The sequence below is a fragment of the Dactylosporangium salmoneum genome (assembly GCF_039532525.1).
Lineage (GTDB): Bacteria > Actinomycetota > Actinomycetes > Mycobacteriales > Micromonosporaceae > Dactylosporangium > Dactylosporangium salmoneum.
On sequence record NZ_BAAARV010000062.1, the window covers coordinates 137,485 to 161,490 of the forward strand.

23 protein-coding genes and 1 pseudogene are annotated in these 24,006 nt (G+C 72.2%); 13 read left to right on the forward strand and 11 right to left on the reverse strand.

Going from position 1 to position 24,006, the window contains the following annotated elements:
- The first annotated feature begins 352 nt into the window (after positions 1–352).
- From ABD352_RS32450 to ABD352_RS32470, 5 genes are all read left to right on the forward strand, one after another.
- Positions 353–1,594, forward strand: coding sequence for an ABC transporter substrate-binding protein (locus ABD352_RS32450; protein ID WP_344616330.1), 1,242 nt, complete (start codon positions 353–355; stop codon positions 1,592–1,594).
- A 98-nt stretch (positions 1,595–1,692) separates the two neighbouring features.
- Positions 1,693–3,618 (forward strand): ABC transporter permease subunit, encoded by a 1,926-nt coding sequence (locus tag ABD352_RS32455; protein ID WP_344616331.1) that lies wholly within the window; start codon positions 1,693–1,695, stop codon positions 3,616–3,618.
- Positions 3,615–4,373: an ABC transporter ATP-binding protein gene (locus tag ABD352_RS32460; RefSeq protein ID WP_344616332.1), complete on the forward strand. Its 759-nt coding sequence runs from the start codon at positions 3,615–3,617 to the stop codon at positions 4,371–4,373. The genes ABD352_RS32455 and ABD352_RS32460 overlap by 4 nt, the downstream gene beginning before the upstream one ends.
- Entirely contained in the window at positions 4,366–5,088 is a 723-nt protein-coding gene (locus tag ABD352_RS32465; protein WP_344616333.1) for an ABC transporter ATP-binding protein, read from the forward strand. Before ABD352_RS32460 ends, ABD352_RS32465 begins: the two co-directional genes overlap by 8 nt.
- 26 nt (positions 5,089–5,114) lie before the next feature.
- Positions 5,115–7,061, forward strand: a complete 1,947-nt coding sequence (locus ABD352_RS32470) for a GMC family oxidoreductase N-terminal domain-containing protein (protein ID WP_344616334.1) — start codon at positions 5,115–5,117, stop codon at positions 7,059–7,061.
- A 6-nt stretch (positions 7,062–7,067) separates the two neighbouring features.
- Here ABD352_RS32470 and ABD352_RS32475 read toward each other — a convergent pair whose 3' ends face one another.
- Both ABD352_RS32475 and ABD352_RS32480 read right to left on the reverse strand, forming a co-directional pair.
- Positions 7,068–9,215: a 3-hydroxyacyl-CoA dehydrogenase NAD-binding domain-containing protein gene (locus tag ABD352_RS32475; protein ID WP_344616335.1), complete on the reverse strand. Its 2,148-nt coding sequence runs from the start codon at positions 9,213–9,215 to the stop codon at positions 7,068–7,070.
- Between the two features lie 10 nt (positions 9,216–9,225).
- Entirely contained in the window at positions 9,226–10,440 is a 1,215-nt protein-coding gene (locus ABD352_RS32480; RefSeq protein ID WP_344616336.1) for an acetyl-CoA C-acetyltransferase, read from the reverse strand.
- Between the two features lie 184 nt (positions 10,441–10,624).
- Here ABD352_RS32480 and ABD352_RS32485 point away from each other — a divergent pair, with 184 nt between their 5' ends.
- The 4 genes from ABD352_RS32485 to ABD352_RS32500 all read left to right on the forward strand — a co-directional run bounded on the left by ABD352_RS32485 (position 10,625) and on the right by ABD352_RS32500 (position 14,107).
- Positions 10,625–11,821, forward strand: coding sequence for a TetR/AcrR family transcriptional regulator (locus ABD352_RS32485; protein ID WP_344616337.1), 1,197 nt, complete (start codon positions 10,625–10,627; stop codon positions 11,819–11,821).
- Positions 11,822–11,963: 142 nt separating this feature from the next.
- Complete coding sequence (locus ABD352_RS32490) at positions 11,964–12,497, forward strand: AMP-binding protein (RefSeq protein ID WP_344616338.1); 534 nt, start codon at positions 11,964–11,966, stop codon at positions 12,495–12,497.
- Between the two features lie 28 nt (positions 12,498–12,525).
- Positions 12,526–12,822, forward strand: a complete 297-nt coding sequence (locus ABD352_RS32495; protein WP_344616339.1) for a hypothetical protein — start codon at positions 12,526–12,528, stop codon at positions 12,820–12,822.
- A gap of 121 nt (positions 12,823–12,943) precedes the next feature.
- Positions 12,944–14,107, forward strand: a complete 1,164-nt coding sequence (locus tag ABD352_RS32500; RefSeq protein WP_344616340.1) for a TetR/AcrR family transcriptional regulator — start codon at positions 12,944–12,946, stop codon at positions 14,105–14,107.
- A 15-nt stretch (positions 14,108–14,122) separates the two neighbouring features.
- On the opposite strand, the gene ABD352_RS32505 is transcribed toward ABD352_RS32500, so the two are convergent.
- On the reverse strand, positions 14,123–15,271 hold the full coding sequence (locus tag ABD352_RS32505) for an oxygenase MpaB family protein (protein WP_344616341.1): 1,149 nt from the start codon (positions 15,269–15,271) through the stop codon (positions 14,123–14,125).
- Between the two features lie 160 nt (positions 15,272–15,431).
- On the reverse strand, positions 15,432–16,532 hold the full coding sequence (locus ABD352_RS32510; RefSeq protein ID WP_344616342.1) for an aldo/keto reductase: 1,101 nt from the start codon (positions 16,530–16,532) through the stop codon (positions 15,432–15,434).
- A gap of 21 nt (positions 16,533–16,553) precedes the next feature.
- On the opposite strand from ABD352_RS32510, the gene ABD352_RS32515 reads away from it, so the two are divergent.
- Both ABD352_RS32515 and ABD352_RS32520 read left to right on the forward strand, forming a co-directional pair.
- Complete coding sequence (locus tag ABD352_RS32515; protein WP_344616343.1) at positions 16,554–16,928, forward strand: MerR family transcriptional regulator; 375 nt, start codon at positions 16,554–16,556, stop codon at positions 16,926–16,928.
- On the forward strand, positions 16,925–18,193 hold the full coding sequence (locus ABD352_RS32520) for a condensation domain-containing protein (RefSeq protein WP_344616344.1): 1,269 nt from the start codon (positions 16,925–16,927) through the stop codon (positions 18,191–18,193). Before ABD352_RS32515 ends, ABD352_RS32520 begins: the two co-directional genes overlap by 4 nt.
- Here ABD352_RS32520 and ABD352_RS32525 read toward each other — a convergent pair.
- Positions 18,190–18,993, reverse strand: a complete 804-nt coding sequence (locus ABD352_RS32525) for a MerR family transcriptional regulator (RefSeq protein ID WP_344616345.1) — start codon at positions 18,991–18,993, stop codon at positions 18,190–18,192. The two genes, ABD352_RS32520 and ABD352_RS32525, sit on opposite strands and share 4 nt — an antisense overlap.
- Complete coding sequence (locus tag ABD352_RS32530; RefSeq protein ID WP_344616346.1) at positions 18,986–19,522, reverse strand: VOC family protein; 537 nt, start codon at positions 19,520–19,522, stop codon at positions 18,986–18,988. Before ABD352_RS32530 ends, ABD352_RS32525 begins: the two co-directional genes overlap by 8 nt.
- 99 nt (positions 19,523–19,621) lie before the next feature.
- Between ABD352_RS32530 and ABD352_RS32535 the strand changes: the two genes are divergently transcribed.
- Together ABD352_RS32535 and ABD352_RS32540 are read left to right on the forward strand one after the other, a co-directional pair.
- A complete protein-coding gene (locus ABD352_RS32535) occupies positions 19,622–20,047 on the forward strand; it encodes a MarR family winged helix-turn-helix transcriptional regulator (RefSeq protein WP_344616347.1) in 426 nt (141 codons plus the stop codon).
- An 11-nt stretch (positions 20,048–20,058) separates the two neighbouring features.
- On the forward strand, positions 20,059–20,628 hold the full coding sequence (locus ABD352_RS32540; protein WP_344616348.1) for a YbhB/YbcL family Raf kinase inhibitor-like protein: 570 nt from the start codon (positions 20,059–20,061) through the stop codon (positions 20,626–20,628).
- A gap of 177 nt (positions 20,629–20,805) precedes the next feature.
- Here ABD352_RS32540 and ABD352_RS57785 read toward each other — a convergent pair.
- The 5 genes and pseudogenes from ABD352_RS57785 to ABD352_RS32560 all read right to left on the reverse strand — a co-directional run.
- Positions 20,806–21,462, reverse strand: a pseudogene (locus tag ABD352_RS57785) (amidohydrolase family protein); the annotation flags it as partial.
- Positions 21,459–21,899, reverse strand: coding sequence for a MaoC/PaaZ C-terminal domain-containing protein (locus ABD352_RS32545; protein WP_344616349.1), 441 nt, complete (start codon positions 21,897–21,899; stop codon positions 21,459–21,461). The pseudogene ABD352_RS57785 and the gene ABD352_RS32545, both read right to left, overlap by 4 nt.
- Entirely contained in the window at positions 21,896–23,125 is a 1,230-nt protein-coding gene (locus ABD352_RS32550) for a hypothetical protein (protein ID WP_344616350.1), read from the reverse strand. The genes ABD352_RS32545 and ABD352_RS32550 overlap by 4 nt, the downstream gene beginning before the upstream one ends.
- A complete protein-coding gene (locus ABD352_RS32555) occupies positions 23,122–23,373 on the reverse strand; it encodes a hypothetical protein (RefSeq protein WP_344616351.1) in 252 nt (83 codons plus the stop codon). Before ABD352_RS32555 ends, ABD352_RS32550 begins: the two co-directional genes overlap by 4 nt.
- The gene (locus ABD352_RS32560) at positions 23,370–23,963 is read right to left on the reverse strand and encodes a VOC family protein (protein WP_344616352.1); all 594 of its coding nucleotides are present in this window, start codon (positions 23,961–23,963) and stop codon (positions 23,370–23,372) included. Before ABD352_RS32560 ends, ABD352_RS32555 begins: the two co-directional genes overlap by 4 nt.
- Positions 23,964–24,006 lie beyond the last annotated feature (43 nt).

The window sequence follows — 24,006 nt, forward strand, 5'->3', positions numbered from 1 at the left end:
GAGCACACTCGCCGGCCGGCCTGTTTGTTATGCGCGGTTCTCATCACCGGCCGCCGTTAACGGGCTTGCATACATGACTCTTCCCAATAAGTTATGCGTGATTTACAGTGCCGTGAGAACGACGAAGGTGCCCGCGCGGTCCGTCGCGGGCTGATCAGCCTGTCAACGCCGGTATCGCCGGTCCGGCCGCACACCGGTCCGGCGATGCGCCGTCCTGGGCACGCATCGACACCGCCGGACATGGCGACGTTCGGTGGACCGCCCCGGACCGGCCCGTCGCATCACGCAGAGCCGTCCGGCGACCGCCTCAACCCGTCGGCGGCAGCGAACATCGCATCGAAATGAGAGAGCCATGCACCGGTATCCGGCTGTCCTGCGGGCTTCAGCAGTGCTCGTTGCCGCCATGGTGGCGGCGAGCGGCTGCGCCTCGGACACCCCAAGCGCCCAGAGCACGACGTCCGCATTGCCGAAGCCGCCGATCACGGTCGGTTTCCTCAACCCGTCCGGCGGCCCGGTGCCGCAGCCGGGCACCGATACCGGGGTCAAGGCGGCCCTGTCCTACCTCAACGGCGAGTTCGGCGGCGTCAACGGCCACCCGATCGAGGTCGTGTGGTGCGACACCGACACGACACCGGAACGGGCACAGTCGTGCGCCAACACGTTCGTCGAGAAGAAGGTGGTGGCCGTCATGGACGGCTACAACCTGTCGTCGAGCGCCGCCCTGCCGGCCCTGACCGCCGCGCAGATCCCGCTCGTCGGCATGATTCCGTTCGACTCGGTGACCGGCGCGAAGGCCGAGAACCGGGTGTTCTTCGCCGCGCCGCAGGCCTCCTTCCTCATCGGGGCGCTGCAGGCGTTCAAAGCCGAAGGGAAGAACTCGGTCACGCTCGCGCTGGTCGACACCCCGTCGTCGCACCAGACCATCGACGGCCTTCTGCCGGTGCTGGCCAAAGCGCTCGGGATCAGCGCCAAGGGCATCTACTTCTCCGCCACGAGCCCCAACTTCACCGCCGTGGCCTCTACGATCGCCCAGGACAACCCCGATGTCGGCGGCCTGGTCGCCGCGCCGAGCGAAGCGGTCTGCACCTCCCTGGTCAAGGCACTGCGGCAGCTGCAGTACAAGGGCGAGATCTTCACGGCCGCGTGCACCGACTACATCAAGGGCGCCCCGACGCAGGCCGCCGGTGGCGCGTTGTACTCCTCGAACTGGCTGCCCACCGCCGCGCGGTACGCGCCCGCCGAGGTGCAGCGCGACTTGACGCTGGCCCAGAAGTACATCTCCGCGGTCTCCGGCGGCACCGCCGGATACTACGCATTCGGCGAGTTCGCGCTCTTCGTGAACTTCGCGAAGGCGATGTCGGCGGCGACCGACGCCGACCTGACCGGCGCCGGTGTGCTCAAGACCCTCAAGGCGCTCAAGGACTTCCCGAGCTTCCTCGGCCCCAACATCACCTGCGGCAGCGCCACGTCGCCCAACTGCACCACGCAGCTGCTGCTGTTCGTGGTGCAGCCCGACGGGTCGACCAAGCCCGTCACGGACACCTGGATCACCCCGATCCCGCAGGCCCTGGGGGCCATTCCCGGAGCGGTGTAGTCGCGGCGCCGGCGTGCGCAAGCCCTCGGGGCGCACGTCGGCGCCGCCGCCAGTCCATGTCACGTCAGCACAAGGGAAAGCCGGCCATGGATCAGGTCTTGTTGTTCGTTACGCTCGGCTTCGCCGGCGGGGCGGTGTACGCCGTGATCGCCGCGTCCATCGTGTCGCTGCACGCCGCCACCGGCGTCCTCAACTTCGCGCAGGGGTCGCTGGCGCTGTGGGGCGTCTGGGTGGTGGCCGAGCTGCGGCGCAGCGGCACGCTCGTACTCCCCGTCGGCGCGGTGCGGCTGGGCTCGCAACCGTTGCCGGCCTGGCCCGCCGTCGCGCTCGGCGTGCTCAGCGCGGCCGGGCTGGCGCTCGCCGCACACTGGCTGGTCTTCCGGCCGCTGCGCGCCGCGCCGCCGTTGTCACAGGTGGTCGCCTCGGTCGGGCTGATGCTGGCGATCGCCTCGCTGGTGCCGCTGCGCTTCTCGACCGGCGGCGTGCTCGCACCCGCGGTGCTCACCGAGCGGACGGCAGCGATGGCCGGCACGGTCGTCAACGTCAGCGACCTGGTCCTGCTGGTCGTCGCGCTGGCGGTGGCCGCGGCGCTGGCGGTGTACTTCCGGTTCACCCGATGGGGCGTGGCGACCCGGGCCGGCGCCGAGGACGAGCTTGCGGCCAGACTGACCGGGCTGTCGCCCGATCGGCTGGCCGGCGTCATGTGGCTGCTCACCGGCGCGGCGACGTCGCTGGTGGCGATCCTCGCCGCGCCGACGCTCGGCCTCGACCCGACCGGCTACATGTTCTACGTCCTGCCCGGGCTCGCCGCCGCCCTCCTGGCCCGCCTGACCTCGACCATCACCGCATGCCTGGCCGGCGTGGGCATCGGCGTCCTGCAGTCGATCCTGCTGTTGCTCAGCACCTTCGACGGCTGGCCGGCCTGGGCACAGGCCGGCCTCGGTGACGCGCTGCCGTTCGCGCTCGTGGTCGTCGCGCTGGTCGTCCTGGGCCGGCGCATCCCGGCGCGAGGCGCGTTGGGTGCGGTGCGCATGCCCGCCGTCGTGCTGCCCCGGCGACCGTGGCCGGCGGCCGCGGCGCTGACCGCGGCCGCCGTCCTCGCCGTCGGGCTGACCTCGGGCAGCTGGCGCTTCGGCGTCGTCACCTCGATCATCATGGCGCTCATCGCCCTGTCGCTGGTCGTGCTCACCGGCTACCTGGGACAGATCTCGCTCGCCTCGATGGCCTTCGCCGGCACCGGCGGATTCGTCCTCTCCCGGGCCACGATGGCCTGGCACCTGCCGTTCCCCCTGTCGATCCTGGTCTCCGCCGGCCTCGCCACGCTCGTCGGCGTGGTCGTCGGCCTGCCCGCGCTGCGGGTCCGCGGGGCGCAGCTGGCGGTGGTGACCCTGGCCGGCGCCGTCGCCGTGCAGCAGTTCGTCTTCGCCAACCCGGCGCTCACGCCGTTCGAGGGCAACCTCATCGCGGACCCCACGCTGTTCGGCTGGGATCTGGCGGTGCGCCGCGGCACCGACCTGACGACCTTCGTGTTCGCCGCCACGGTCATCGTCATCGTCGGCGTGCTGGCCCTGGCCGTCGTCCGGCTGCTGGCCGGTTCGACCGGCCGGTCGTTCCTGGCGGTGCGGTCCAACGAACGCGCCGCGGCCAGCGCCGGCATCGACGTGGCCCGCGTCAAACTGACCGGCTTCGCCCTATCGGCCTTCCTCGCCGGTGTCGGCGGGTGCCTCATCGGCTACAGCCGCTCACAGCTGTCGGCCGAGTCGTTCAACGTCATCGTCGGGCTCAGCGTGCTGTGCATGGCCTACGCCGGCGGCATCACCCGGATCAGCGGCGCGCTCATCGCCGGGCTCATCGCCCCGCTCGGCGTGCTCTACACGCTGCTCAACACCACGCTGGGCCTCGGCCGGTACTACACCCTCATCGCGGCCTGCGCCCTGGTCGTGACGGCCGTGCTCAACCCCGCCGGCATCGCCGGTGGCGCCACCGGCCTGGTCCGCCGCGCCCACCGGACGGTGACCTCGTGAGCGAGACCGGGCCGGTGCTGGCCACGACGGGACTGACCGTCCGCTACGGCGGCGTCCTGGCCAACACCGACATCAGCATCCGCGTCGACAAGCACGAGGTCGTGGGCCTGATCGGCCCCAACGGCGCCGGCAAGACCACGTTCGTCGACGCCGTCACGGGATTCACCCCGGCCCGGGGCACGGTCAGCGTGGCCGGACGGCGCATCGACCGGCTCGCACCGCATCAGCGCCGCCTCGCCGGTCTGGCCCGGACCTGGCAGGCCGGCGAGCTCTTCACCGACCTGACCGTACGGCAGAACATCGCGGTCGCATCCGGCCGAGGGCCCCTGCACAACCTCTGGAGCGACCTGACCGGCCGGCGTGGGTCCGGCGATGATGTCGACGCCGCGATGGAGCTGTTCGGCCTGCAGTTCGTCGCGGACCGCCGGCCCGGCGAGCTGAGCCTGGGCCGGCAGAAGATCGTCGGCGTCGCCCGGGCCCTCGCCGGGCCCACCCGTGCGCTCCTGCTCGACGAACCGGCCGCCGGGCTGGACACCGACGAGAGCGCCGAGTTCGGCGGCCACGTCCGCGCGATCGCCGCATCCGGCCTGGCGGTCCTGCTCATCGACCACGACATGAACCTCGTCGCGGACGTCTGCGACCGGGTGTACGTCCTGGACTACGGGGCCGTCATCGCCGACGGGACACCGGGCGAGGTCCTCGCCGATCCGGCCGTGCGGACCGCGTACCTCGGATCGGAGCTCGCTCATGACTGAAGCCCTGCGCCTGGACCGGGTCACGGCCGGCTACGCGGGCATCCCCGCCGTCCGGCAGCTCGACCTCCGCCTTGCCCAGGGCGAGATCCTCGCCCTGCTGGGCCCCAACGGCGCCGGCAAGACCACCACGCTGCTGACCGCGGCCGGCGTCATCCGGCCGATGGCCGGCACGGTCACGGCGTTCGGCCGGCCGCTGCGCCGGCGGCTGGAGCAGAACGCGCACGCCGGCCTGGTCCTGGTCCCCGACACGCGGGGGGTGTTCCACAACCTGACCGTACGCGAGAACCTCGCCCTCGTACGAGGGTGGCGCGCCGGCCTCGACCGCACACTCGAGCTCTTCCCCGCCCTGGACCCGCTGATGTCACGCCGATGCGGCCAGCTGTCCGGCGGGGAACAGCAGATGCTCGCCATCGCCAAGGCGCTGACCGGCCGGCCACGGGTCCTGCTCATCGACGAGATGAGCATGGGCCTGGCCCCGATCGCGGTGCGGGCGCTCCTGCCCAGCATCCGCACACTGGCCGACCGGCTCGGCGCCGGCATCGTCCTCGTCGAGCAGCACATCGACCTCGCCCTGTCGATCGCCGACCGCGCGATCGTGCTCCACCACGGCCGGGTCGTGCTCACCGGAACGGCCGCCGAGCTGCGCGCCGACCGGCACGCCGTCGCCGAGGCCTATTTCGGCACCTCCGCCACGCCCGGCTCACCCCCCTCATGATCCCGCCCACCCGCACGGAGGCTTGCATGGAACTGTCCGCCAAGCAGCGCGCCGCCCTGGCCAGCATCTGCGACACGTTCGCGCCCGGCGACGACGCCGGTGTCCCCTCGGCCAGCCAGCTCGGCGCGGTCGACATCATGGCCGCGCTCGTCCTGCACAACCCTCGCGCCGCCGAGGTACAGCAATTCCTCCGCCTGCTCGATGTGTGGGACTCCCCCGTCGTCCGGCTGATCCTCGGCGGGGGCGCCCGGCGGTTCTCCCGTCACCCCCAGCGGCAACGCGAGCAGATGCTGCTGGCCCTGGCCACGTCGGGCGTCACCGCCAAGCGGGCGCTGTTCCAGGCGCTCAAGGGCGCCGCCACCCTGTCCTACTACATGGCACCCGGTCCGACCGGTCATTCGCCCGTGTGGGACGCCATCGGCTACCCCGGCCCGCTCGGCCTCCGGGCCGACGCCCCCGCCCCCCGGTTGACGCCGATCCGGCCCTCGGACGCGACCGTCCTGGACTGCGACGTGGTCATCGTCGGATCGGGTGCCGGCGGCGGCACCGCCGCGGCCGTCCTCGCCGGCCGCGGCCTCGATGTCATCGTGGTGGAGAAGGGCGAGTACTACGACGACAAGGACTTCGACGGCGGGGAGCTGTCCGGGCTGTCACGGCTGTACGCGCCGGGTCCCGCGGTCACCGCGGAGGGCCAGCTGAGCCTCCTGCAGGGCCAGTGCGTCGGCGGTGGCACCGTCGTGAACTACACGACGTCGTTTCGCACCCCGCCGCGCGTCCGCGACGAATGGGCCGCACTCGGCGTGCCACAGTTCGCCACCGAGGAGTACGACCGCTGCCTGGACGCCGTGTGGACCCGGCTCGGTGTCAACCGCGACCACGGCCGGATCTCCTCCCGCGATGCCCTCATGCAGCGCGGGCTGACCAAGCTGGGCTGGCACGTCGACGAGATGCCGCGCAACGTCGACGGCTGCGACACCGGCATCGAGTGCGGGCGCTGCGGCCTGGGCTGCCGCATCGGCGCCAAGCAGTCGGTGGCCAAGACCTGGCTCGTCGACGCCCAGCGATCCGGCGCACGGCTCGTCGTCGGCGTCGACGTGCGCACCGTCACCGTCACGGCGGGCCGGGCAACCGGCGTCGCCGGCCGCACGGCCGACGGTCACCCGGTGACGATTCGCGCCCGCGCCGTGGTCGCCGCGGCCGGCAGCGTGCAGACCCCGGCCCTGCTGCGCCGGTCCGGCCTCACCAACCCCAACATCGGCCGGCACCTGCACCTGCATCCGGCCACCGGCGTGTGGGGCGTCTTCGCCGAGGAGGTCCGGCCCTGGGAGGGCGGCCTGCAGACCCGCTACTCCACCGAGCACGCCGACCTCGACGGCCGCGGGTACGGCGTCATCTACGAGACCGCCGCCACGAACCCGGCCATCGCCGTGTCCTTCACGAGCTGGACCGGCGCGCGGGCGCACCTCGACCAGATGCGGTCCCTGCCGTACATCGGCGGCGTCGGCGTCATCACCCGGGACCGCGACAGCGGCCAGGTCACGGTCGGCCGCGACGGCGAGCCCGTCGTGCGCTACCGCCTCTCCGACTACGACGCGGCCCACATGCGGGCCGGGATCGAGGGCGCCGCCCGCATCGTCGAGGCGGCCGGCGCACTCAAGGTCTTCTCCGGACATCAGCGCGGCAAGATCTGGGAACGCGGCAAGGGTTCCATCGACGAGTTCATCCAGTACACGAACGCCCTCGGTACCGCGCCCGGCCAAGTCGCCATGGCCGCCCTGCACATCATGGGCGCGGCCCGCATGGGCGGCACCAGAGCGACCTCGGCCGCCCGGCCCGACGGGGCCACCTGGGAGGTCCCGAACCTGGTCCTCGCCGACGCCTCCACCTTCCCGGCGTCGTGCGGCGTCAACCCCATGATCTCCATCGAGGCCATCGCGTACATGAACGCCGAGCGCCTCGCCGCCGAGCTGTGACCCTGGCTACTCGAACCGTTCGCCCCGCTCGGCCTTGTCGCACAACAGCGCCGGCGGGTCGAACCGGTCGCCGTAGCGTTCCGCGAGCACCCGGGCCCGGGCGACGAAGCCCGGCAGCCCGCCCTCGTACTGGTTGACGTACTGCAGCACCCCGCCCGTCCAGGCCGGGTACCCGATGCCCAGGATGGAGCCGACGTTGGCGTCCACCACCGAGGTCAGCACGCCCTTCTCGAGGCACCGCACCGACTCGATCGCCTCGACGAAGAGCATCCGTTCCTTGAGGTCCTCGAAGGACACGTCGAGGTTCGTCCCGCCGAACAGGTCCCGCAGACCCGGCCAGAGCCCGGCGCGCGTGCCGTCGCGGTAGTCGTAGAAGCCGGCACCGCCCGAGCGCCCGGGCCGGCCGCACTCGTCGATCATCCGGTCGATGACGGCGTCCGCGGCGTGCGGCGTCCACACGCCGCCGGCGGCGACGACGGCCGCGGCCGTCTCCTGGCGGATCTTCCGGGGCAGGGTGAGGGTGAGCTCGTCCATCAGCGCCAGCACCGGCGCCGGGTACCCCGCCTGGCTGCTGGCCTGCTCGATCGTGGCCGCCGGAATGCCTTCGGCGAGCATCGCCACGCCCTCGTTGGTGAACGTGCCGATGACCCGGCTGGTGAAGAAGCCACGGCTGTCGTTGACGACGATGGGCGTCTTGCGCAGCCGGGCCACGAGGCCGAGGGCCCGCTGCAGCGTGGCCTCGGCGGTCCGCTCGCCGCGGATCACCTCGATCAGGGGCATCTTGTCGACCGGCGAGAAGAAGTGCAGCCCGACGAAGTCCTCCGGCCGGCTGACGCCCTCGGCGAGCATGGTGATGGGCAGGGTGGAGGTGTTGGACGCCACCAGCGCGTCCGGCGCGACCTGCTCGATCTCGGCGTACACCTTCTGCTTGAGCGTCGGGTCCTCGAAGACCGCCTCGATGACGAGGTCGACGCCGGCCAGGTCGGCGAGGTCCTCGGTGGCCAGGATCCGGGCCAGGACCGCGTCCCGCTGCTGCGGTGTCGCCGTGCCGCGGGCGACGGCCTTGTCCAGCAGGCGGACGGAGTAGGCCTTGCCCCGCAGCGCCGCTTCGGCGGTCACGTCCTTGAGCACGACCTGCAGGCCGGCCCGGGCGCACACGTACGCGATGGCGGCGCCCATCATGCCGGCGCCGACGACGGCCACCCGCTGCAGCGGCGGATGGCCGTCGCCGGTGTCCCGGGAGCCGGCGGCCTGCACGTCGAAGAACAGCGCCTTGATCATGTTCTTGGCGATCCGGCCGGTGGCCAGTTCCGTGAAGTACCGCCCCTCGATGACGAACGCGGGGTCCAGGTCGACCTGCGCACCCTCGACCGCCGCGGCCAGGATGTTGCGGGGGGCGGGGTAGGGCGCGCCCTTGAGGTGCTTGCGCAGGGTGGCCGGCAGCGCCGGCAGCTGCGCGGCGAGCGCCGGCGAGGCCGGGGTGCCGCCCGGGATCCTGTACCCCTTGCGGTCGTAGGGCTGCGCGGCCTCCGGGTTGGCGGCGATCCAGGCGCGCGCGGCGCCCATCATGCCCGCCACGTCGGCGGCGATCTCGTCGACCAGGCCGTGCGCGAGCGCGTCCTGCGGCCGGTGCCGCTGGCCACGCAGCAGCCAGTTGGCCAGCGCGTCGGCCACCCCGAGCAGCCGGACGGTGCGGACCACGCCGCCGCAGCCGGGCAGCAGCCCCAGGGTGACCTCGGGAAATCCGATCTCGATGGCCGGATCGTCCAGCACGATGCGGTGGTGACACGCGAGGGCGAGCTCCAGGCCGCCGCCGAGGGCGGAACCGTTGATGGCGGCCACGACCGGACACCCGAGGGTCTCCAGCCGCCGCACCGCGTGCTTGAGCGAACGCGTGTCCGCATCCGCGGCCTCCGCGTCGGCCGGCGTCAGCCGTAGCAGGGAGTCCAGGTCGCCACCGGCGAAGAAGGTCTTCTTGGCCGAGGTGATGATCACGCCGGCGATCCCGGCGCGCTCGCTCTCCAGCCGGCTCACGGTCGCCTCGAGGCTGGCGCCGAACTCGTCGTTCATCACGTTCGCCGAACGCCCGGGGTGGTCGAGGGTGAGCACGACGACGCCGTCGTCGCCGCGCTCCCAGCGGATTGTGTTGACCATGCCTGACTCCTCAGATTCGTTCGATGACGGTCGCGATGCCCATGCCGCCGCCGACGCAGAGCGTGGCGAGCCCGTAGCGGCCGCCGCGGCGTTCCAGCTCGTCGACGAGCGTGCCGAGGATCATGGCGCCGGTGGCCCCCAGCGGGTGACCCATCGCGATGGCGCCGCCGTTGACGTTGACGATGTCCGCGCTCAGGCCCAGATCCGCCATGAACCGCAGCACCACCGCGGCGAAGGCCTCGTTGATCTCCACCAGGTCGAGTTCCTCGGCGCGCAGGCCCGCCTTGCCCAGCGCCTTGCGCGCGGCGGGGGCCGGCCCGGTCAGCATGATCGTCGGATCGGCCCCGCTGAGCGCGGTGGCGACGATCCGAGCCCGCGGCGTCAGGCCGGCGGCCGCCCCGGCCGCCTCGCTGCCCACGACCACCAGCGAGGCGCCGTCGACGATGCCGGAGGAGTTGCCCGCCGTGTGGACGTGGTCGATGCGCTCCACCCAGTGGTACTTCTGCAGCGCGACCGCGTCGAAGCCGCCCAGATCGCCGATGCCGGCGAACGAGGCCGGCAGCGCGGCGAGACCCTCGGCGGTCGAGTCGGGCCGGATGTGTTCGTCGCGGTCGAGCACCACCAGCCCGTTGCGGTCCCGCACGGGTACCACGGAACGGGCGAAGTAGCCGTTGGCCCATGCCTTCGCGGCCCGGGCCTGCGACTGCAGCGCATAGCCGTCCACCACGTCGCGGTCGTAGCCGTCGAGGGTCGCGATGAGGTCGGCGCCGACGCCCTGCGGCACGAAGCCGGTGTCGAAGTTGGTCTCCGGGTCCAGCGCCCACGCCCCGCCGTCGGACCCCATCGGCACCCGGGACATCGACTCGACGCCCCCGGCGAGCACGAGGTCCTCCCAGCCCGAACGGACCTTCTGCGCGGCGATGTTCACCGCCTCCAGGCCCGAGGCGCAGAAGCGGTTGAGCTGCAGCCCGGCCACCGTGTCCGGCAGGCCGGCGACGAGCGCGGCCGTCTTGGCGATGTCGGCGCCCTGGTCGCCCAGCGGGGACACCACGCCGAGCACGATGTCGTCGATCAGCGCCGGATCCAGTCCGGGCATCCGCCGCAGCGTCTCCTCGATCAGCCCGGCGACGAGCGAAACCGGCTTAACCCCGTGCAGGGACCCGGTCGGTTTGCCCCGGCCGCGCGGCGTGCGCAGCGCGTCGTAGATGAACGCCTCGGTCGTCATGAACAAGCTCCTCGTTGCTCACCGGATGCGAATCGCGCCTAACTTTCGTTGAGTTCGCGGCGGCTTGTCAAGGAGCCTCCACGCACCAGGCGTGCTGGACTCCTTCGGCCTCGCCCGTGCCCGGCGAGCCGGAAGACCGATGGTCGCCGGAGCCTCCCCCGCGAGGTGGCGCTAACGTGTAGGGGTGCGACCAGCAGCGAGCGGTGCGGAGCCCGTAGCGACGAAACGGCCGAAAGACCGCAAAGACCGCATCGCGCTGGTCGGCGCCGAGCTGTTCTGCGAACGCGGCTACCACCGGGTCTCCGTCGACGAGATCGCCGCCGTCGTGGGCATCAGCGGGCCGGCGGTGTACCGGCACTTCCCGAACAAGTACGCGATCCTGGTCCACGCCACCCGGGATGTCGTCGGCGCCCTGCTCACGGCCACCGCCGACCCGGACGCGACGACCGACGAGGGCGTCCTGGACGAACTGCTCACCGCGCTGGCCCGGGTCGCCGTGAGCAAACGGCGCGTCGCCGGGCTCTACCAGTGGGAGGGCCGGTACCTCACCCCGGAGCATCGGCGCGAGTTCGGCAAGACGCTGGCCGCGCTCGTCGGCCGCCTCGCCGCGCCGCTGCGCCGGCTGCGGCCCCAGCTGACCGCCGGGCAGGCAGAGCTGCTGGTCAACGCGGCGCTCAGCGCCTTCGGCAGCGTGACCACCCATCGCGCGGCGGCGACCGGCACCGATACCGAGCAGCTGCTCACCCGGGTCGCCTGGACCCTGCTGCGAGCCGACGCGCCGCAGGTGCCGCCGCGGCAGCGCGCGACGCCGGGCACCGCGCCGGTGCGCCCGGCCTCACGCCGTGAACTGCTGCTGATCGAGGCGATCCGCCTGTTCCACCGCCACGGGTACCACGCCGTCGCCGTCGAGGACATCGGGCGCGCGGCCGGCATGCAGGCCTCCAGCGTGTACCGGTACTTCCCCAGCAAGGCCGACCTGCTCGCGGCCGCCTACTACCGCGCCACCGACCGCCTCGCCGGCGCCACGACCATGGCGATCGCCGAGGCGAGCGACCCGGCCGACGCTCTGCGCCGGGTGGTGGAGGCCTACGTCGCCTACGCGTTCGGCCAGAGCGACCTCGTCGCGGTCTACCTGGCGGAGAACAACAACCTGCCCGACGAGGACCGCCACCAGCTGCGCGGGGCACAGCGCCTGCACGTCGAGGAATGGGTGCGACTCGTCGGCACGGTGCGGCCGGACCTGCCGGTCGCCGACGCCCGCGTGCTCGTGCACGCCGCGCTCAACGTCATCACCGACATCGGCCGGCTCAGCCGCTTCGACCGCACCTCCGGCTACGACACCCAGACGGCCCGCCTCGCCCTCGCGGTCCTGTACACCTGACCCCGGGCGACGCCGCCGGTGAGGCACCATTCCGGCAGTGAAAGCCGGCGATCGGCCACTCTGTCACGGAACACTTCCCAACAAGTTAACGCCGAGTTACAGTCGCCTCAGCGCCGAGTCGTTGACCGAGGAGGCTGTCTCCGTGACCGTTCCCATGGACCTCGCCCACCGCTGCGCGGACATCGCCGCCAGCGTCACCGTGCCCGAGCTGCTGCACCGCAACGCCATCACCTGCCCCGACCGTCCGGCGCTGAGCACCTTCGGCATCGACGGCGTCGTGACCTGGCGGGAACTGCACGATCGGGTCGCCGCGATGGCCCTCGGGCTGAGCGCCCTCGGCCTCGGCCCCGGCGACCGCATGATCATGATGATGCCCAGCCGGCTCGAGCACTGGGTGACCGACCTGGCCGCCGTGCACCTCGGCGCCATTCCGTGCACGGCGTACGCGACGTTGAGCACCGACCAGCTGCGCTACGTCGCCCAGCACAGCGCGGCGAAGGTACTCGTGCTCAACGGCCGGGCGGAACTCGATCGATGGATCGGCGTGCTCGGCGACCTCCCGGAGCTGCGACATGTGATCGTGGTCGACGACGAACCCCAGCAGCGCGGCACGGTCCCGCTGGCGACGATCGCCGCAAACGGAGCCACCTTGCACGCCGCCGACCCGGACCGGTGACCGGCGGCCGTACCTCACCGCGCTGATCGTGCTCGACGAGGACGTCGCACCGATCTGGGCCGAAGCGTACGGACTGCCCGATCGGCACCTTGCCGCCCTGGCCGGCCACCCCGTCGTGCACGCCGCGGTGACCTCCGCGGTCGCCGCCGTCAACGAACGGCTGTCCCGGCCCGAACAGATCAAGCGGTTCCGCATCATGCCCGACGCCTGGACCCCGGAGACCGGCGAACTGACCCCGTCGCTCAAGCTCCGCCGCCGCATCATCGCCGAGAAGCACGCGTCCACCATCGACGACATGTACCGGGTAGAGCCGGAGCAGGGCTGACCTTCGGCCGTCGGCCAGGCGATCCCGCACACTTGATCGCCACGGGAGCCGGGCTTCCACGGTGCTGTGCTTGACTAGCACGTATGGTCTTGTGTCCGCCCACGTCTGCTCGAGTGATCCGGTGACCACCGGGCCGGCTGCGGCTACCCGACCGCACAACCGCAGGCAGATCATCGTCGAGGCGGCCGGCCAGGTGTTCAGCGCGCGCGGCTATCACGCGGCCTCCATGGAGGAGATCGCCGCCGGCGTGGGCATCAGCGCGGCGGCGCTGTACCGGCACTTCCCGAACAAGTACGCGCTGTTCGCCGAGTGCGCCAACGTCATGGTGGACGAGCTCGTCACGGTCGTCGACGAGTGGCCGCGCGATGCGGCGCTGCAGGATGTGCTCGTCGCCCTCATCCGCGTCACGGTCGCGCACCGCGCGTCGGGTGGCGTCTACCGCTGGGAGGCGCGCTACCTCGAACGCGACGACCGCCGGCTGCTACGGGCGAAGTTCGCGCACGTCGTCGGACGGGTGACCGAGATGGTGCGGCGCGAGTACCCGCTGCCCGACGAGCGCCTGCGCGCCGTGGCGGCCCTCGGTGCGATCGGGTCCATCACGATGCACCACACCTCGATCGCCCAGCGCCGCATCGAGGACCTGCTCCTGACCTCCGCCATGCGCGTGGTCGCGAGCGATACCGCGGCGGCCGCGGGCCATGCGCACGTGGTCGAACTGCCCGACCAGCCCGTGCCGCGCACCCGGCGCGCGCAGATCCTGGCGGCGGCCATCCCGTTGTTCGCGCGGGAGGGGTTCGCCAACGTGACGAACGCACAGATCGCGCAGGCGGTCGGGCTCGCCCCGTCCGCGATCTACCGCCATTTCCCCGGCAAGGTCGACATCCTGGTGGCCGCGTGTCTGCAGGCGGCGGGACTGCTGGCCGAGGCCGTGGACCGCAGCCTGCGTCAGGCGGCCGATCCGCGTCAGGCCGTGACCGCCCTGGCGGCGGCGTACGTGGCCTATTGTTTCGAGCACAACGCGCTCACCAGCGTCGCCGAGGCCGAGGTCGCGGGTCTGCCAGCCGACCTGCAACGGCCCGTGATCCTCGCGCAGCGTGAGCACATCGCCGTCTGGGAGCAGCAGTTGCGGATGGTCCGGCCGGAGCTGGATCCGCGACAGGCCCGGCTGCTGGTGCATGCGGGGTTCGGCGTGGTGGTCGAGGCCGGGCGCGCCCTGCGATGGCAGGACGCACCCGGCTGCCGGGACGTGGTTACCGCCCTGGTGACCAGTGCGCTGACCCTGTGAACCGGGGCCGTCGGCTCAGGCGCCGGCCCGGTTCCCGGTCGGGATGGTGATGGGCGTGTACGACGCCGAGGTGCCGTTGTTGAGGAACAGCATCGCGACGCCGCGCACGAGCTGGTCCATCAGGTTGAACCCGGACGGGATGATCGGCGACAGTCCCTCCTGGAACGCGACGTACGCCGGCCATCCGACATCGAGCAGCCCTCGCGCCACGTAGTCCCGCGGCAGCTTCAGCCAGTCGCCGATCTTGTCGCTGAGCACGTAGCGGGCGAACTCGCGCTGGAGTCCCCGCGTGAGACCCCCGTCGACCTGGGCGACCAGGTTGAGCAGCGTGTTGGCCAGGTCGATGCCCTCGGGCGTCGGGGCCAGCAGCGGCGTCAGCACGTAGTTCGACTGGTCATCCGCGGCGGCCCAGGTCGCCGGGATGAACTCGTCCCGCACGCCGAGCAGGTGCAGCGCGACCTGCCACTGGTGCAGGTAGGCGGCCTCTTCCGTGGCCGACATCCGGACGCCCCACGACTTCAGCTTCCGGTGCACGAACGTGCCGAGGCTGTGGAAGGTGATCAGGATGTCGCCGTTGCTGATCGGGATCGCGTTGTCCGTGACCGACCGCCACTTCGCCGACTGCGGCAGCAGGTGCCGTACCGCGGCGTGGGTCAGGCGCGTCTTGTTGGAGGTGGTGATGAAGTGACCCGTCGGCAGGAAGGCGTCCGCCGCGCTCAGGTCGTAGCCGTAGGTGAAGGTCTTGGCCGCGCGCGTCTTCATGTCGGAGCCGCCCGCGGAGTAGTACACGTTGCGGGCTTCCCGCGGGATCACGGTGCTCATGATCCCGCTGCCCAGGCCGTACAGCATGAACAGGTAGAAGCTCACGCGCTTGTTGAACTTGGCGGCGTTGGCCAGCTTGGTCGTGTCGGCCCACGACGGCAGCTTGTTGAACTGCTGGAGGTACGTGACGAGGTTGGCGGGCAGGCCGCTGGGCAGCGCGTCGCCGTTGTTGATCCACGACTGGAACGCGGTGTTCACGGCCGGGATCTGACCGGCGTCCAGGAGTGAGGCGACGAGCGGGTCGGTGTCGTCGTCCCAGACCGACCACGGGTCGGTGACGGTGTTGGTCGCAGCGATCGAGTTGGCGGACGACCACGCCCACGCCTTGGCTGGGTCCGCCACGGCTGCCAGACCCAGCGCGGCACCGAGGGTCAGTGCGCCCCTTCTAGTGAGATTTTGCATTCGCTCGCCTACCTTCCGGTCGGCCGGACATCGCCTTGAACACTGGCTTCTCCGAGATGATTCGAGCGGGTCTCAAGGTGTCCGAGCGTGTGATTTTCAATTAACATAGAGGAGCTTGACACTCCCGGCAAGGGACAGTTCTGGGCGTTGCCGGGAACCGCGCGAAGAGCGAGTGCGGCGTCGTCAGGGCGGGCGGGGCGCTGGCCGCGTCGAGGCGCTCCCGCAGCTCCCGCGGCAGCCCGAAGGACAACGCGGCCAGGTTGGCGTCGAGCTGCTCGACCGTGGTCGCGCCGATCAGCGTGCCGGTGACGGCCGGGCGGCCGGCCAGCCAGCGCAGGGCGACCTGGGCCGGGGAGCGGCCCAGGTCCGCGGCGACCGAGCGCAGGGCGTCGACGATGCCCCACTGCCGGTCGTCCGGGTCGACCGGGAGGGGCCAGCCGCTGTCCGGGGCCAGCCGTCCGGCGCCCGGGCCGATCGCGCGCGAGTACTTGCCCGTGAGCAGGCCGTTGCCCAGCGGGGACCAGGGGACGATCGACATGCCCAGGTCGAGCGCGGCCGGCAGGTGCTCGAACTCCAGGGTCCGCTCGATGAGGGAGTACTCCAGCTGCAGCGCCGCGACCGGCTCCCAGCCGCGGTGCCGGGCCAGGGTCTGGGCCTTGGCCGCCCACCAGGCCGGGACGTTGCTGAGGCCGGCGGCGCGGACCTTGCCGGACCGTACCAACGCGTCGAACGTGGCCATGACCTCCTCGGGGCCGCTCACGCGGTCCCACAGGTGCAGCCAGTAGACGTCGACATGGTCGGTGCCCAGGCGGCGCAGCGACGCGTCGAGCGCGGCCAGCATGTGCTTGCGGCCGTTGCCGCGGGCGTTGGGGTCGGTGGGGTCGGTCGGGCCGCCGAACTTGGTGGCCAGGACCAGGCGGTCGCGGGCGCCGGTCTCGCGGATGAGCCGGCCCAGCAGCTCCTCGGCGGCGCCGCCGCTGTAGATGTCGGCGGTGTCGACGAAGTTGCCGCCGCGGTCCAGGTACCGGCGGAAGATGGCCCGGGCGGCGTCCTCGCCGGCGTGCCAGCCGGCGGCGCCGAAGGTCATGGTGCCCAGGCCCAGCGGGGAGACGCGCAGGCCGGTCGGCCCGAGCAGGAAGTACTCGTCCATCATGGCCACCACGAAACAACCCGGAGTGGACTCCGGGTCAAGCGCAAGCACCGTCGATGCGATCCTGGGCGCATGCCGACGACGTATTCGCCGCAGGAGGCCGCCGAGCGAAGCGGCTTCAGCCCCGAGACCGTCCGCTACTACGAGCGCATCGGCCTGCTGCCGCCGGTCCGCCGCACGTCCACCGGGCGGAGGGTCTTCGAGGAGCTCGACCTCAAGTGGCTCGCGCTGCTGCGCTGCCTGCGCGACACCGGGATGCCGATCACCGAGATGCAGGCGTTCATCGATCTCATGCGGGACGGCGCGGAGACGCGGCAGGAGCGCCTCGAGGTGCTGACGGCACACGCCCGCCGGGTCCAGGACCAGATCGAGAGACTCCAATTGCATCTCGGGCAGATCAACGGAAAGATCGACCAGTACCGGCGCGGGGAGGTATGGAACCCATGAGCACCCATGTGGTGGCATTCGCGGGCGAGGGCGGCGGCGAGGGCCCGCTGTCCTGGGGGCAGATCGACATCTGGGTCAAGATGGCCGCGTTCGGCCAGGCCCTGGCGATGGGCGGGACCCGGCCGCTGCCCGAGGGTGCGACGGTCGAGGACGTCGAGGACGAGCTGCGGTACCTCATGAGCCGCTACCAGACCTTCCGCACCCGGCTCGCGTTCGACGCGGACGGCTGGCCGAGCCAGGTCGTGCACGAGCGCGGCGAGATCGGCCTGGAGGTCGTCGACGCCGGCGACGAGGACCCCGCCGAGGTGGCGGCGGCGGTCGAGGCGCGCTTCCGGGACTCGGATTGGGACCACGCCGCCGAGTGGCCGGTGCGGATGGCGGTCATCCGCCACGACGGGCGGCCCGTGCACGCCACGCTCATCGTCTCGCACATCACCATGGACGGCGCGGGCGCGGCGCTGATGATGCAGGAGTCGGCTGGGCGCAGTACCGAATCCGTGTCCGGAGCCTTGCCCTTGGAACAGGCGCGGAAGCAGGCCACGCCGGCCGTCCGGCGCCAGCACGAGGCCGCCATGCGGCACTGGGAGGGGCATCTGCGCGCGATCCCCGTGCCCGCGGTGCGCCCCTCGCGCGACCCGCGCAGCCCGCGGCACTGGACGGGACTGTTCCGCTCCGCGGCGCTGCCGGGGGCACTGCGAGCGGCGGCCGGGCGCGAGGGCCTCGACTCGGCCCCGGCGCTGCTGGCCGCGTTCGCGATGGCCTTCGCGCGGATCGCCGGTCCCGCCGTGGTACCGCTGCGGCTCACCGTCGGCAACCGTTTCCGGCCCGGGCTGGCCGGCACGGTGTGCCCGGTCTCGCAGGCCGGCCTCTGCGTCGTCGACACCACCGGGGACTTCCCGCAGGTGCTGCGCCGGGCCCACGGCGCCGCCCTCGCCGCCTACAAGCACGCCTACTACGACCGGCGCGACCTCGACCGGATGCTGGCCGCGGTGGCCGCCGAGCGCGGGCCGGAGGTGCTGCTCGACGTGAGCCTCAACGACCGGCGCGGCGGGGCTGGGCAGGACGCCGCGGCGCCGGAGCGCTCGTCGTTCGAGTGGCTCAGCGCCGCCGACGGGGAGTCGTCCGCGTTCTTCCTCAACGTCGACGGTTCCGACGAGGCGGTGGCGATCACGCTGTACCTCGACAGCCACTTCATGGCCCCGGACGACGCGGAGGCACTGCTGTGGGCGATGGAGGACATCGCCCTGCAGTCGGCGGCCAACTAGCGCCAGGTAGCGGTGTCGGGGTCGATGTCGTGGGCGCGCGCGCTGGCGTCGACGCTTTGCCGGAACCACGTGGCGAGGCCGGCCCGGATGCCGTCGAAGTGGGCGGCGAATGCCGGATCGGCCTCGTACATGCGGCCGAGGCAGACCTGCATCTGCCGGGTGAGGGGAAAGTACGACGCGAACGCTTCACGGTGCCGCTCGACGAGCTGGTTCGCCTCTGGGCTGCCAGGGGTGACACCGGCGGCCACGGCGTCGCCAAGGGCACGGTCGAGCTCCGCGATGGTGTCGGCGATGGCCTGCCATTCCTGCGGACTGCGAGAGGCCGCGCGCTCGGCGTACTGCTGCCACTGCGTCGTGTCCCCGTAGCGCTGGCGGGCCTGGGCGGGCCAGTCCGGGTTCCACTGCGGGCCGAAGATCGCGGCCTGCTGCTCGACGGTCAGCAGCAGGCCGCGCTCGTGGGCGGCGACCATCCGATCCAGGCCGGCGCCGAGCTGCTGGAGGCGCTCGATCCGCTGGGCCACCTGGGTGCGCTGCGCGCGCAAGGCGCTGAGCACGTCCACGGCCGAGTCGTCCAGGACGGCCCGAATCCTGTCCAGGCCGAGGCCGATCTCCCGGTAGATGACGATGCGGTGCAGGCGTTCCAGGTCGCCGGCGGTGTAGAGCCGGTATCCGGCGGCCGTACGCAGCGACGGTCGCGCCAGGCCGATGTCATCCCAGTGGTGCAGCGCGCGGACCGTCACGCCCAGACGCGTCGAGACCTGACCGACGGTCAGGCCCTCGGCGTCAGCGGCATCAGGCACGCTCCTCATTGTCGCCGCGACCGGCGGCCGGTGGGGTGATCCCGATGGCTGCAAGGTTCCGCGCCTCCTGACTGGCCGGATCAAAGGGCTTCGCCGCGGTGAACACGACCCGCGCGTTCTCGGGGGTGATCACCTCCACATCGCGGGTGTTCCAGGGAGTGTCCCGTGGGCCGTCGGCCGAGTCCGGGCGCACCGCACGGCAGGCCTCGACGAGGGCGTCGACCTGGCTCAGCACGCACGAGAAGCTGACGCTCATCGCCGGTGCCCGCTCCGCGACCTCCGCCGCCGCGACGAGGAGTACGTCCTGGAACGCCCACCGGCGCAGGTGCACAAGCCTGCCGGGGATGCTGAACAGCTCGAAGAACCCGAGCCCACGGGTCCAGAAGTCCACCGACGCCGCCACATCGCTCGTGGGGATCGTCACGAACGCGGGCATTCCGTAGATGCCCCGGAACGGCTCCGGCGCAACCGCATCCGGGCCGGGGACGGGCACGGGACTCATCTCGAAAGCGTTGTAGTAGTCGCTCATGCACCCCACCCTCCGGCCTCACGCGGCGTGAGGGTCAAGCGCGTATTCCTTAGTAGTACTCAGTAGATGCTACGGTGTACTAAGCATTGGAGGTGCGGCGTGAGTGAGGACATCGACGAGGTCGGCGCGGAGCTGCGGCGCGCGGTCGTGCGCCTCTACAGCCGATTCCGGTCCGAGCGCGTGGAGGGCGAGGTCGCGGACGCGGCGCTGCTCGTGCTCATCGTGCTCGACAAGCAGGGCCGGATGAGCTTGAGCGACCTCGCCGAGACCGCGCGGGTCACGCTCGGTTCGATGAGTCAGACGGTTCGCCGGCTCGAGCAGCTCGCCTACGTGACGAAGTCCCGCGGGACGGAGGACCGGCGCAAAGTCCTGTTCACCCTGACCGACCAGGGCAGGGCAGCGTCCATGGCATCGCGTCGCCACCGCCGGGACTGGCTGAACAGCCGGCTCGCCGAACTCACCGCCGCCGAACGCGACGACATCGCCCGGGTCGCCCCGCTCCTCCTGCGCATCGCCGACTCTTGAACAGGAGCACCATGCACCCTGTAGAAGTCCTCCTCCTTCCCCTCGGCTGGGCGCTTCGCGGCCGACGCCCGGACGAGGCCGCGAGCATCGCCAACGCTCCCGAGCTCGCGACCGGGAACCGCATCGCGCTCACCTCCCCCAGCTTCCGCGACGGGCAGGTGATCCCCGCGAAGCACTGCGGGCTGTTCATCGGCGAGGAGACGTCGCCCGCCCTCGCGTGGGATGCCCTTCCCGCGGGAACGACGGACATGCTCTTCGTGCTCGAGGACCTCGACAACCCGGGCGCCGTGCCGGGCATCCACACGATCGCCGCATTCGCGCCGGCCGAGGGCGGCCTGCCGGAGGGCGCCCTGACACCGGACAACCCGGGCATCCGATTTCTCCCCAACCGCCGCGGCCAGGCCAGGTACCTCGGGCCACGGCCACTTCCCGGCCACGGCGCGCATCGCTACCGCTTCCACGTCTACGCCCTCGACACCGGCATCGACCTCGCGAAGGTCGCCGGCATCGAACATCTGCCGGCGGCCCTCGCGGGACATGTCCTGGCATCCGGAACGCTCACCGGCACGCGGACGTCCTGACCGCCCGCGGCGGGCGCGCGCCCTACCCGACGATACGAGCGGTCGCCACCTGCTCCCGGATCGCCGCCAGGTCGGCCGGGCCGTAGTAGCGGCCGGCGCGCACCACGGCCGAGACCTGATGCAGGGCGGCGACGTCGCGGACCGGGTGGCGTCCAGCAGCACCAGGTCGGCGTCCAGCAGCACCAGGTCGGCGTCCAGCAGCACCAGGTCGGCGTCCTTGCCGACCTCGACGGTCCCCATGGTGGAGGCGCGGCCGAGGAACTCCGCGGCGTCGATGGTCGTCATCTGCAGCACCCGCAGCGGGCTCAGGCCCGCCGCGGCCAGCTCGTCGAACTCCTGGTGCAGCGAGTGGCCCGCGACCTGCCAGATGGCGCCGCAGGCGTCGCTGCCCGCGATCATCGGGACGCCGCAGTCGGCGCCGTCGGCCTGCTGCTCGGCGACCGCGGTGACGGCGGCCCTGGGGGTGCCGGCGTTGAGCGGGGTGAGCACCGAGCCGGGCATGGCGACGATCGCCGGGCCGTCCTCCGGGAGGTTCAGGGTGCCGGCCGCGCGGCGGCGCAGCAGGCGGGACGAGCCGGACATCTGGCGCACGCCGGTGATGCCGTGGGCGAGCATCAGGCGCAGGGCGCCGCTCGGGTCGGGCAGCTCCAGCGGGTGCGCGTGCATGTCGAGGAAGCCGGGGACCACGAACTTGCCGGCGGTCTGCGACGGCGGGGCGGCCGGGTCCGCCGGCCGGACGGCCGCGATCCGGCCGCCGTCGACGGTGACGTCCCGGCCCGGGGTGAGCGTGCCGTCGCGCGGGTCGACGACGGTGACATCGCGCAGGACGGTCATGGACGGCACCTCACGAGCGCCTCCGAGCGCAGCTCCAGCACGCGACCCTCCTCGTCGTCGAGCCAACCGGCCTTCACCAGCAGAGCGCGCCGCCGCGAGGGGTCGACGTCGACCGACTCGATGCGGACCCCTCCGGTCAGCGTGACCCCGGGCCGCACCGGCCGCGGGAACCGCACGTCGACCAGGCGCACCCCGGCGATGACGGCCCACTGCGACTCCGCGCTGAGCACCGAGAGCCGCTGGAACACGCCCAGGGTGTGCAGGCCGGAGGCGATCACGTCGCCGAAGCGGCCGCGCGCGGCCGCCTCCGCGTCGACGTGGAAGGACTGGGGGTCCCACTGCTCGGCGAAGGCGACGATCTCCGCGCGGGTCACGGTGTAGGAGCCGAAGGCGATCGTCTCGCCGGGCGCCAGGTCCTCGGCGTAGCGCGCGGTCACCGGGCCGCCAGCCACGGGCCGATGACCTCGGCGGCGGCGGCGTAGCCGGTCGGCTCGCCGGGGGCGAGGGGCTGGCCGAAGTGCTGGCCGCGCACCACGACGCGGGTCTTGTCGGTGGCGGCGATGGCGTCGAACATCCGGGCCGCGTCGGCCGGGAACGCGGCGGCGTCGCCGGAGAGCTCGACGTACAGCGTCGGGATATGGATGCCGGCCGCGCAGCGCTCGAAGCCGGCGTTGGAGGTGTTCGCCGACCACGTCGACAGCCAGGCGTCCGGCGTCGTGAGGCGCCCGAAGCCGACCAGGCCGTAGTTGGTCAGGTCGGGGCGGCGGCCGAACAGCGAGCCGTGGTGGCGGTCGTTCGGGTCCAGCGACGGGTCGGTGTAGCGGGGGTCGGCGTCGGTGCGGTACGTCGTGATCACCATCGGCGCGAGCGAGGCCCGCCGGTCGCGGGCATCGCCGGTGGAGGCGAACCGGGCGCGGGCGGCCGCGGCCCGGTCGGCGTGCCCGCGGGCGAGGGCGTCGATGCGCTCGATGCGGGCCTGCTGCGCCGCGCGGTAGCGGGCCAGGAACTCCGGCGCGTAGGAGGCCGGGTTGCCGGGGCCGGCGTAGCCGTTGGCCTCGTCGTACATGTCCAGCGCCGGGTCGGCCGACAGCGGGTCGTCCTCGTCGACGACGGAGGGGTCGATGCAGTACCGCAGGACCTGCCCCTGCCCCGGATGCGGCGCGAGGAACAGCGCCCCGTCCGGCACCGGCATGTCGGCCGCGGCCAGCGGCACCGGCCGCCCGGCGGGGCCGGCCGCGAGGCGCGCCTCGGGGGCCAGCGCGGCCTGCTCGATGTAGAAGGCGAACAGCGGGCCGCCGCCGGAGTGGCCGAAGACGAGGCGGCGCTCGAAGCCGAGGTCGCGCAGGAAGACCTGCCCGGCGGCGGCGTCGAGCAGGGTCTGCTCGTGCACGAGGCTCAGGTCGTTGTTGGGCGAGCGGCTGTCCTGGGTCCACACCGACAGGCCCATGCGCAGCAGGTGCCCGGCCATCGGGTGGTGGGCCAGCTGCTGGCGAGGGTGCATGAGCGACACGACGGCGGTCGAGCCGGGCAGCCGGTGCAGCAGGCCCAGCACGCGGGCGCCGTCGGCGGTGGCCAGCTCGTGGTGGGTGGTGACCACGCCGTCGGGGAAGGCCACGCCGGCCACGTCGCGGCCGGCGCCGAGCCGGTCGACGGCGGCCGTCATCGGGTCACCGCCGGGGCGACGGTCAGGCCGGTGCTGTCCCAGCGGGTGACGGTGCCGCGCACGGCGGCGACGCAGCTGTACCAGACGGCGTTGCGGCAGCCGGTGGCGGCGCGCTCGACGGCGATCCCCCCGTCGGCGGTGAGCTCCAGGTAGGGCCCGCGGCGGCGGACCGTGACGGCCGGGTCGGCCGCGGCGGCCGTGGCCACCGGCCGGAAGTCGTCGATGTCGAGCACGAAGAGGGTGGTCATACCAGGGTCACCCCGGCCGGCTCGCCGGCGAAGCGCTCGGCGATCAGCTCGGCCTTGAGCTCGAGGAAGCGGGCGAAGGTGGGGGCCGGCTCGTCGGCGACGGCCAGCAGGGCCTCGACGCTCAGGTTGGCGTCGACGTCGTCCTCGGGGGTGATCGCGCGCAGCGGGCGGGCGAACTCGATGAGGTACCCGTTCGGGTCGTGCACGTAGATCGACTCGACGGTCTCGTGGCGGACCTGCAGCTCGCACGGCCAGTTGCTGGCGTCGAGGCGGCGGCGGTACTCCATCAGGTCCTCCTCCGTCCCGACGTGGATGGCCAGGTGCCGGGCGCGGTGGATCAGCTCCGGGATGTTGTCGTCCCGGTACGGCTCGACGCCGAAGTAGTAGAAGAACGCGAGCCGGTCGCCCTGGCCGATGTCGAAGAAGAAGTGGATGAAGTCCGGGTGACGGGCCGGTCCCCATCCGAGTGCACACGTGGCGTGCACGACCGGGAAGCCGAGCACGTCGCGGTAGAAGTGGATCGTCTCCTTCGGCGCGAACGTGGGGAATGCGGCATGGTCCACACCGCGGACCAGGTGGCTCTGGGTCATACCGCCACGCTAACGCCGCTTTGACGGAGGCGTCAACTGTTTG

Coding starts and splice junctions, on each gene's coding strand:
- ABD352_RS32450 (WP_344616330.1), top strand. CDS start 353: ATGCACCGGTATCCGGCTGTCCTGCGGGCTTCAGCAGTGCTCGTTGCC.
- ABD352_RS32465 (WP_344616333.1), top strand. CDS start 4,366: ATGACTGAAGCCCTGCGCCTGGACCGGGTCACGGCCGGCTACGCGGGC.
- ABD352_RS32470 (WP_344616334.1), top strand. CDS start 5,115: ATGGAACTGTCCGCCAAGCAGCGCGCCGCCCTGGCCAGCATCTGCGAC.
- ABD352_RS32475 (WP_344616335.1), bottom strand. CDS start 9,215: ATGGTCAACACAATCCGCTGGGAGCGCGGCGACGACGGCGTCGTCGTG.
- ABD352_RS32480 (WP_344616336.1), bottom strand. CDS start 10,440: ATGACGACCGAGGCGTTCATCTACGACGCGCTGCGCACGCCGCGCGGC.
- ABD352_RS32515 (WP_344616343.1), top strand. CDS start 16,554: ATGCCGACGACGTATTCGCCGCAGGAGGCCGCCGAGCGAAGCGGCTTC.
- ABD352_RS32520 (WP_344616344.1), top strand. CDS start 16,925: ATGAGCACCCATGTGGTGGCATTCGCGGGCGAGGGCGGCGGCGAGGGC.
- ABD352_RS32530 (WP_344616346.1), bottom strand. CDS start 19,522: ATGAGCGACTACTACAACGCTTTCGAGATGAGTCCCGTGCCCGTCCCC.
- ABD352_RS32540 (WP_344616348.1), top strand. CDS start 20,059: ATGCACCCTGTAGAAGTCCTCCTCCTTCCCCTCGGCTGGGCGCTTCGC.
- ABD352_RS32550 (WP_344616350.1), bottom strand. CDS start 23,125: ATGACGGCCGCCGTCGACCGGCTCGGCGCCGGCCGCGACGTGGCCGGC.
- ABD352_RS32555 (WP_344616351.1), bottom strand. CDS start 23,373: ATGACCACCCTCTTCGTGCTCGACATCGACGACTTCCGGCCGGTGGCC.
- ABD352_RS32560 (WP_344616352.1), bottom strand. CDS start 23,963: ATGACCCAGAGCCACCTGGTCCGCGGTGTGGACCATGCCGCATTCCCC.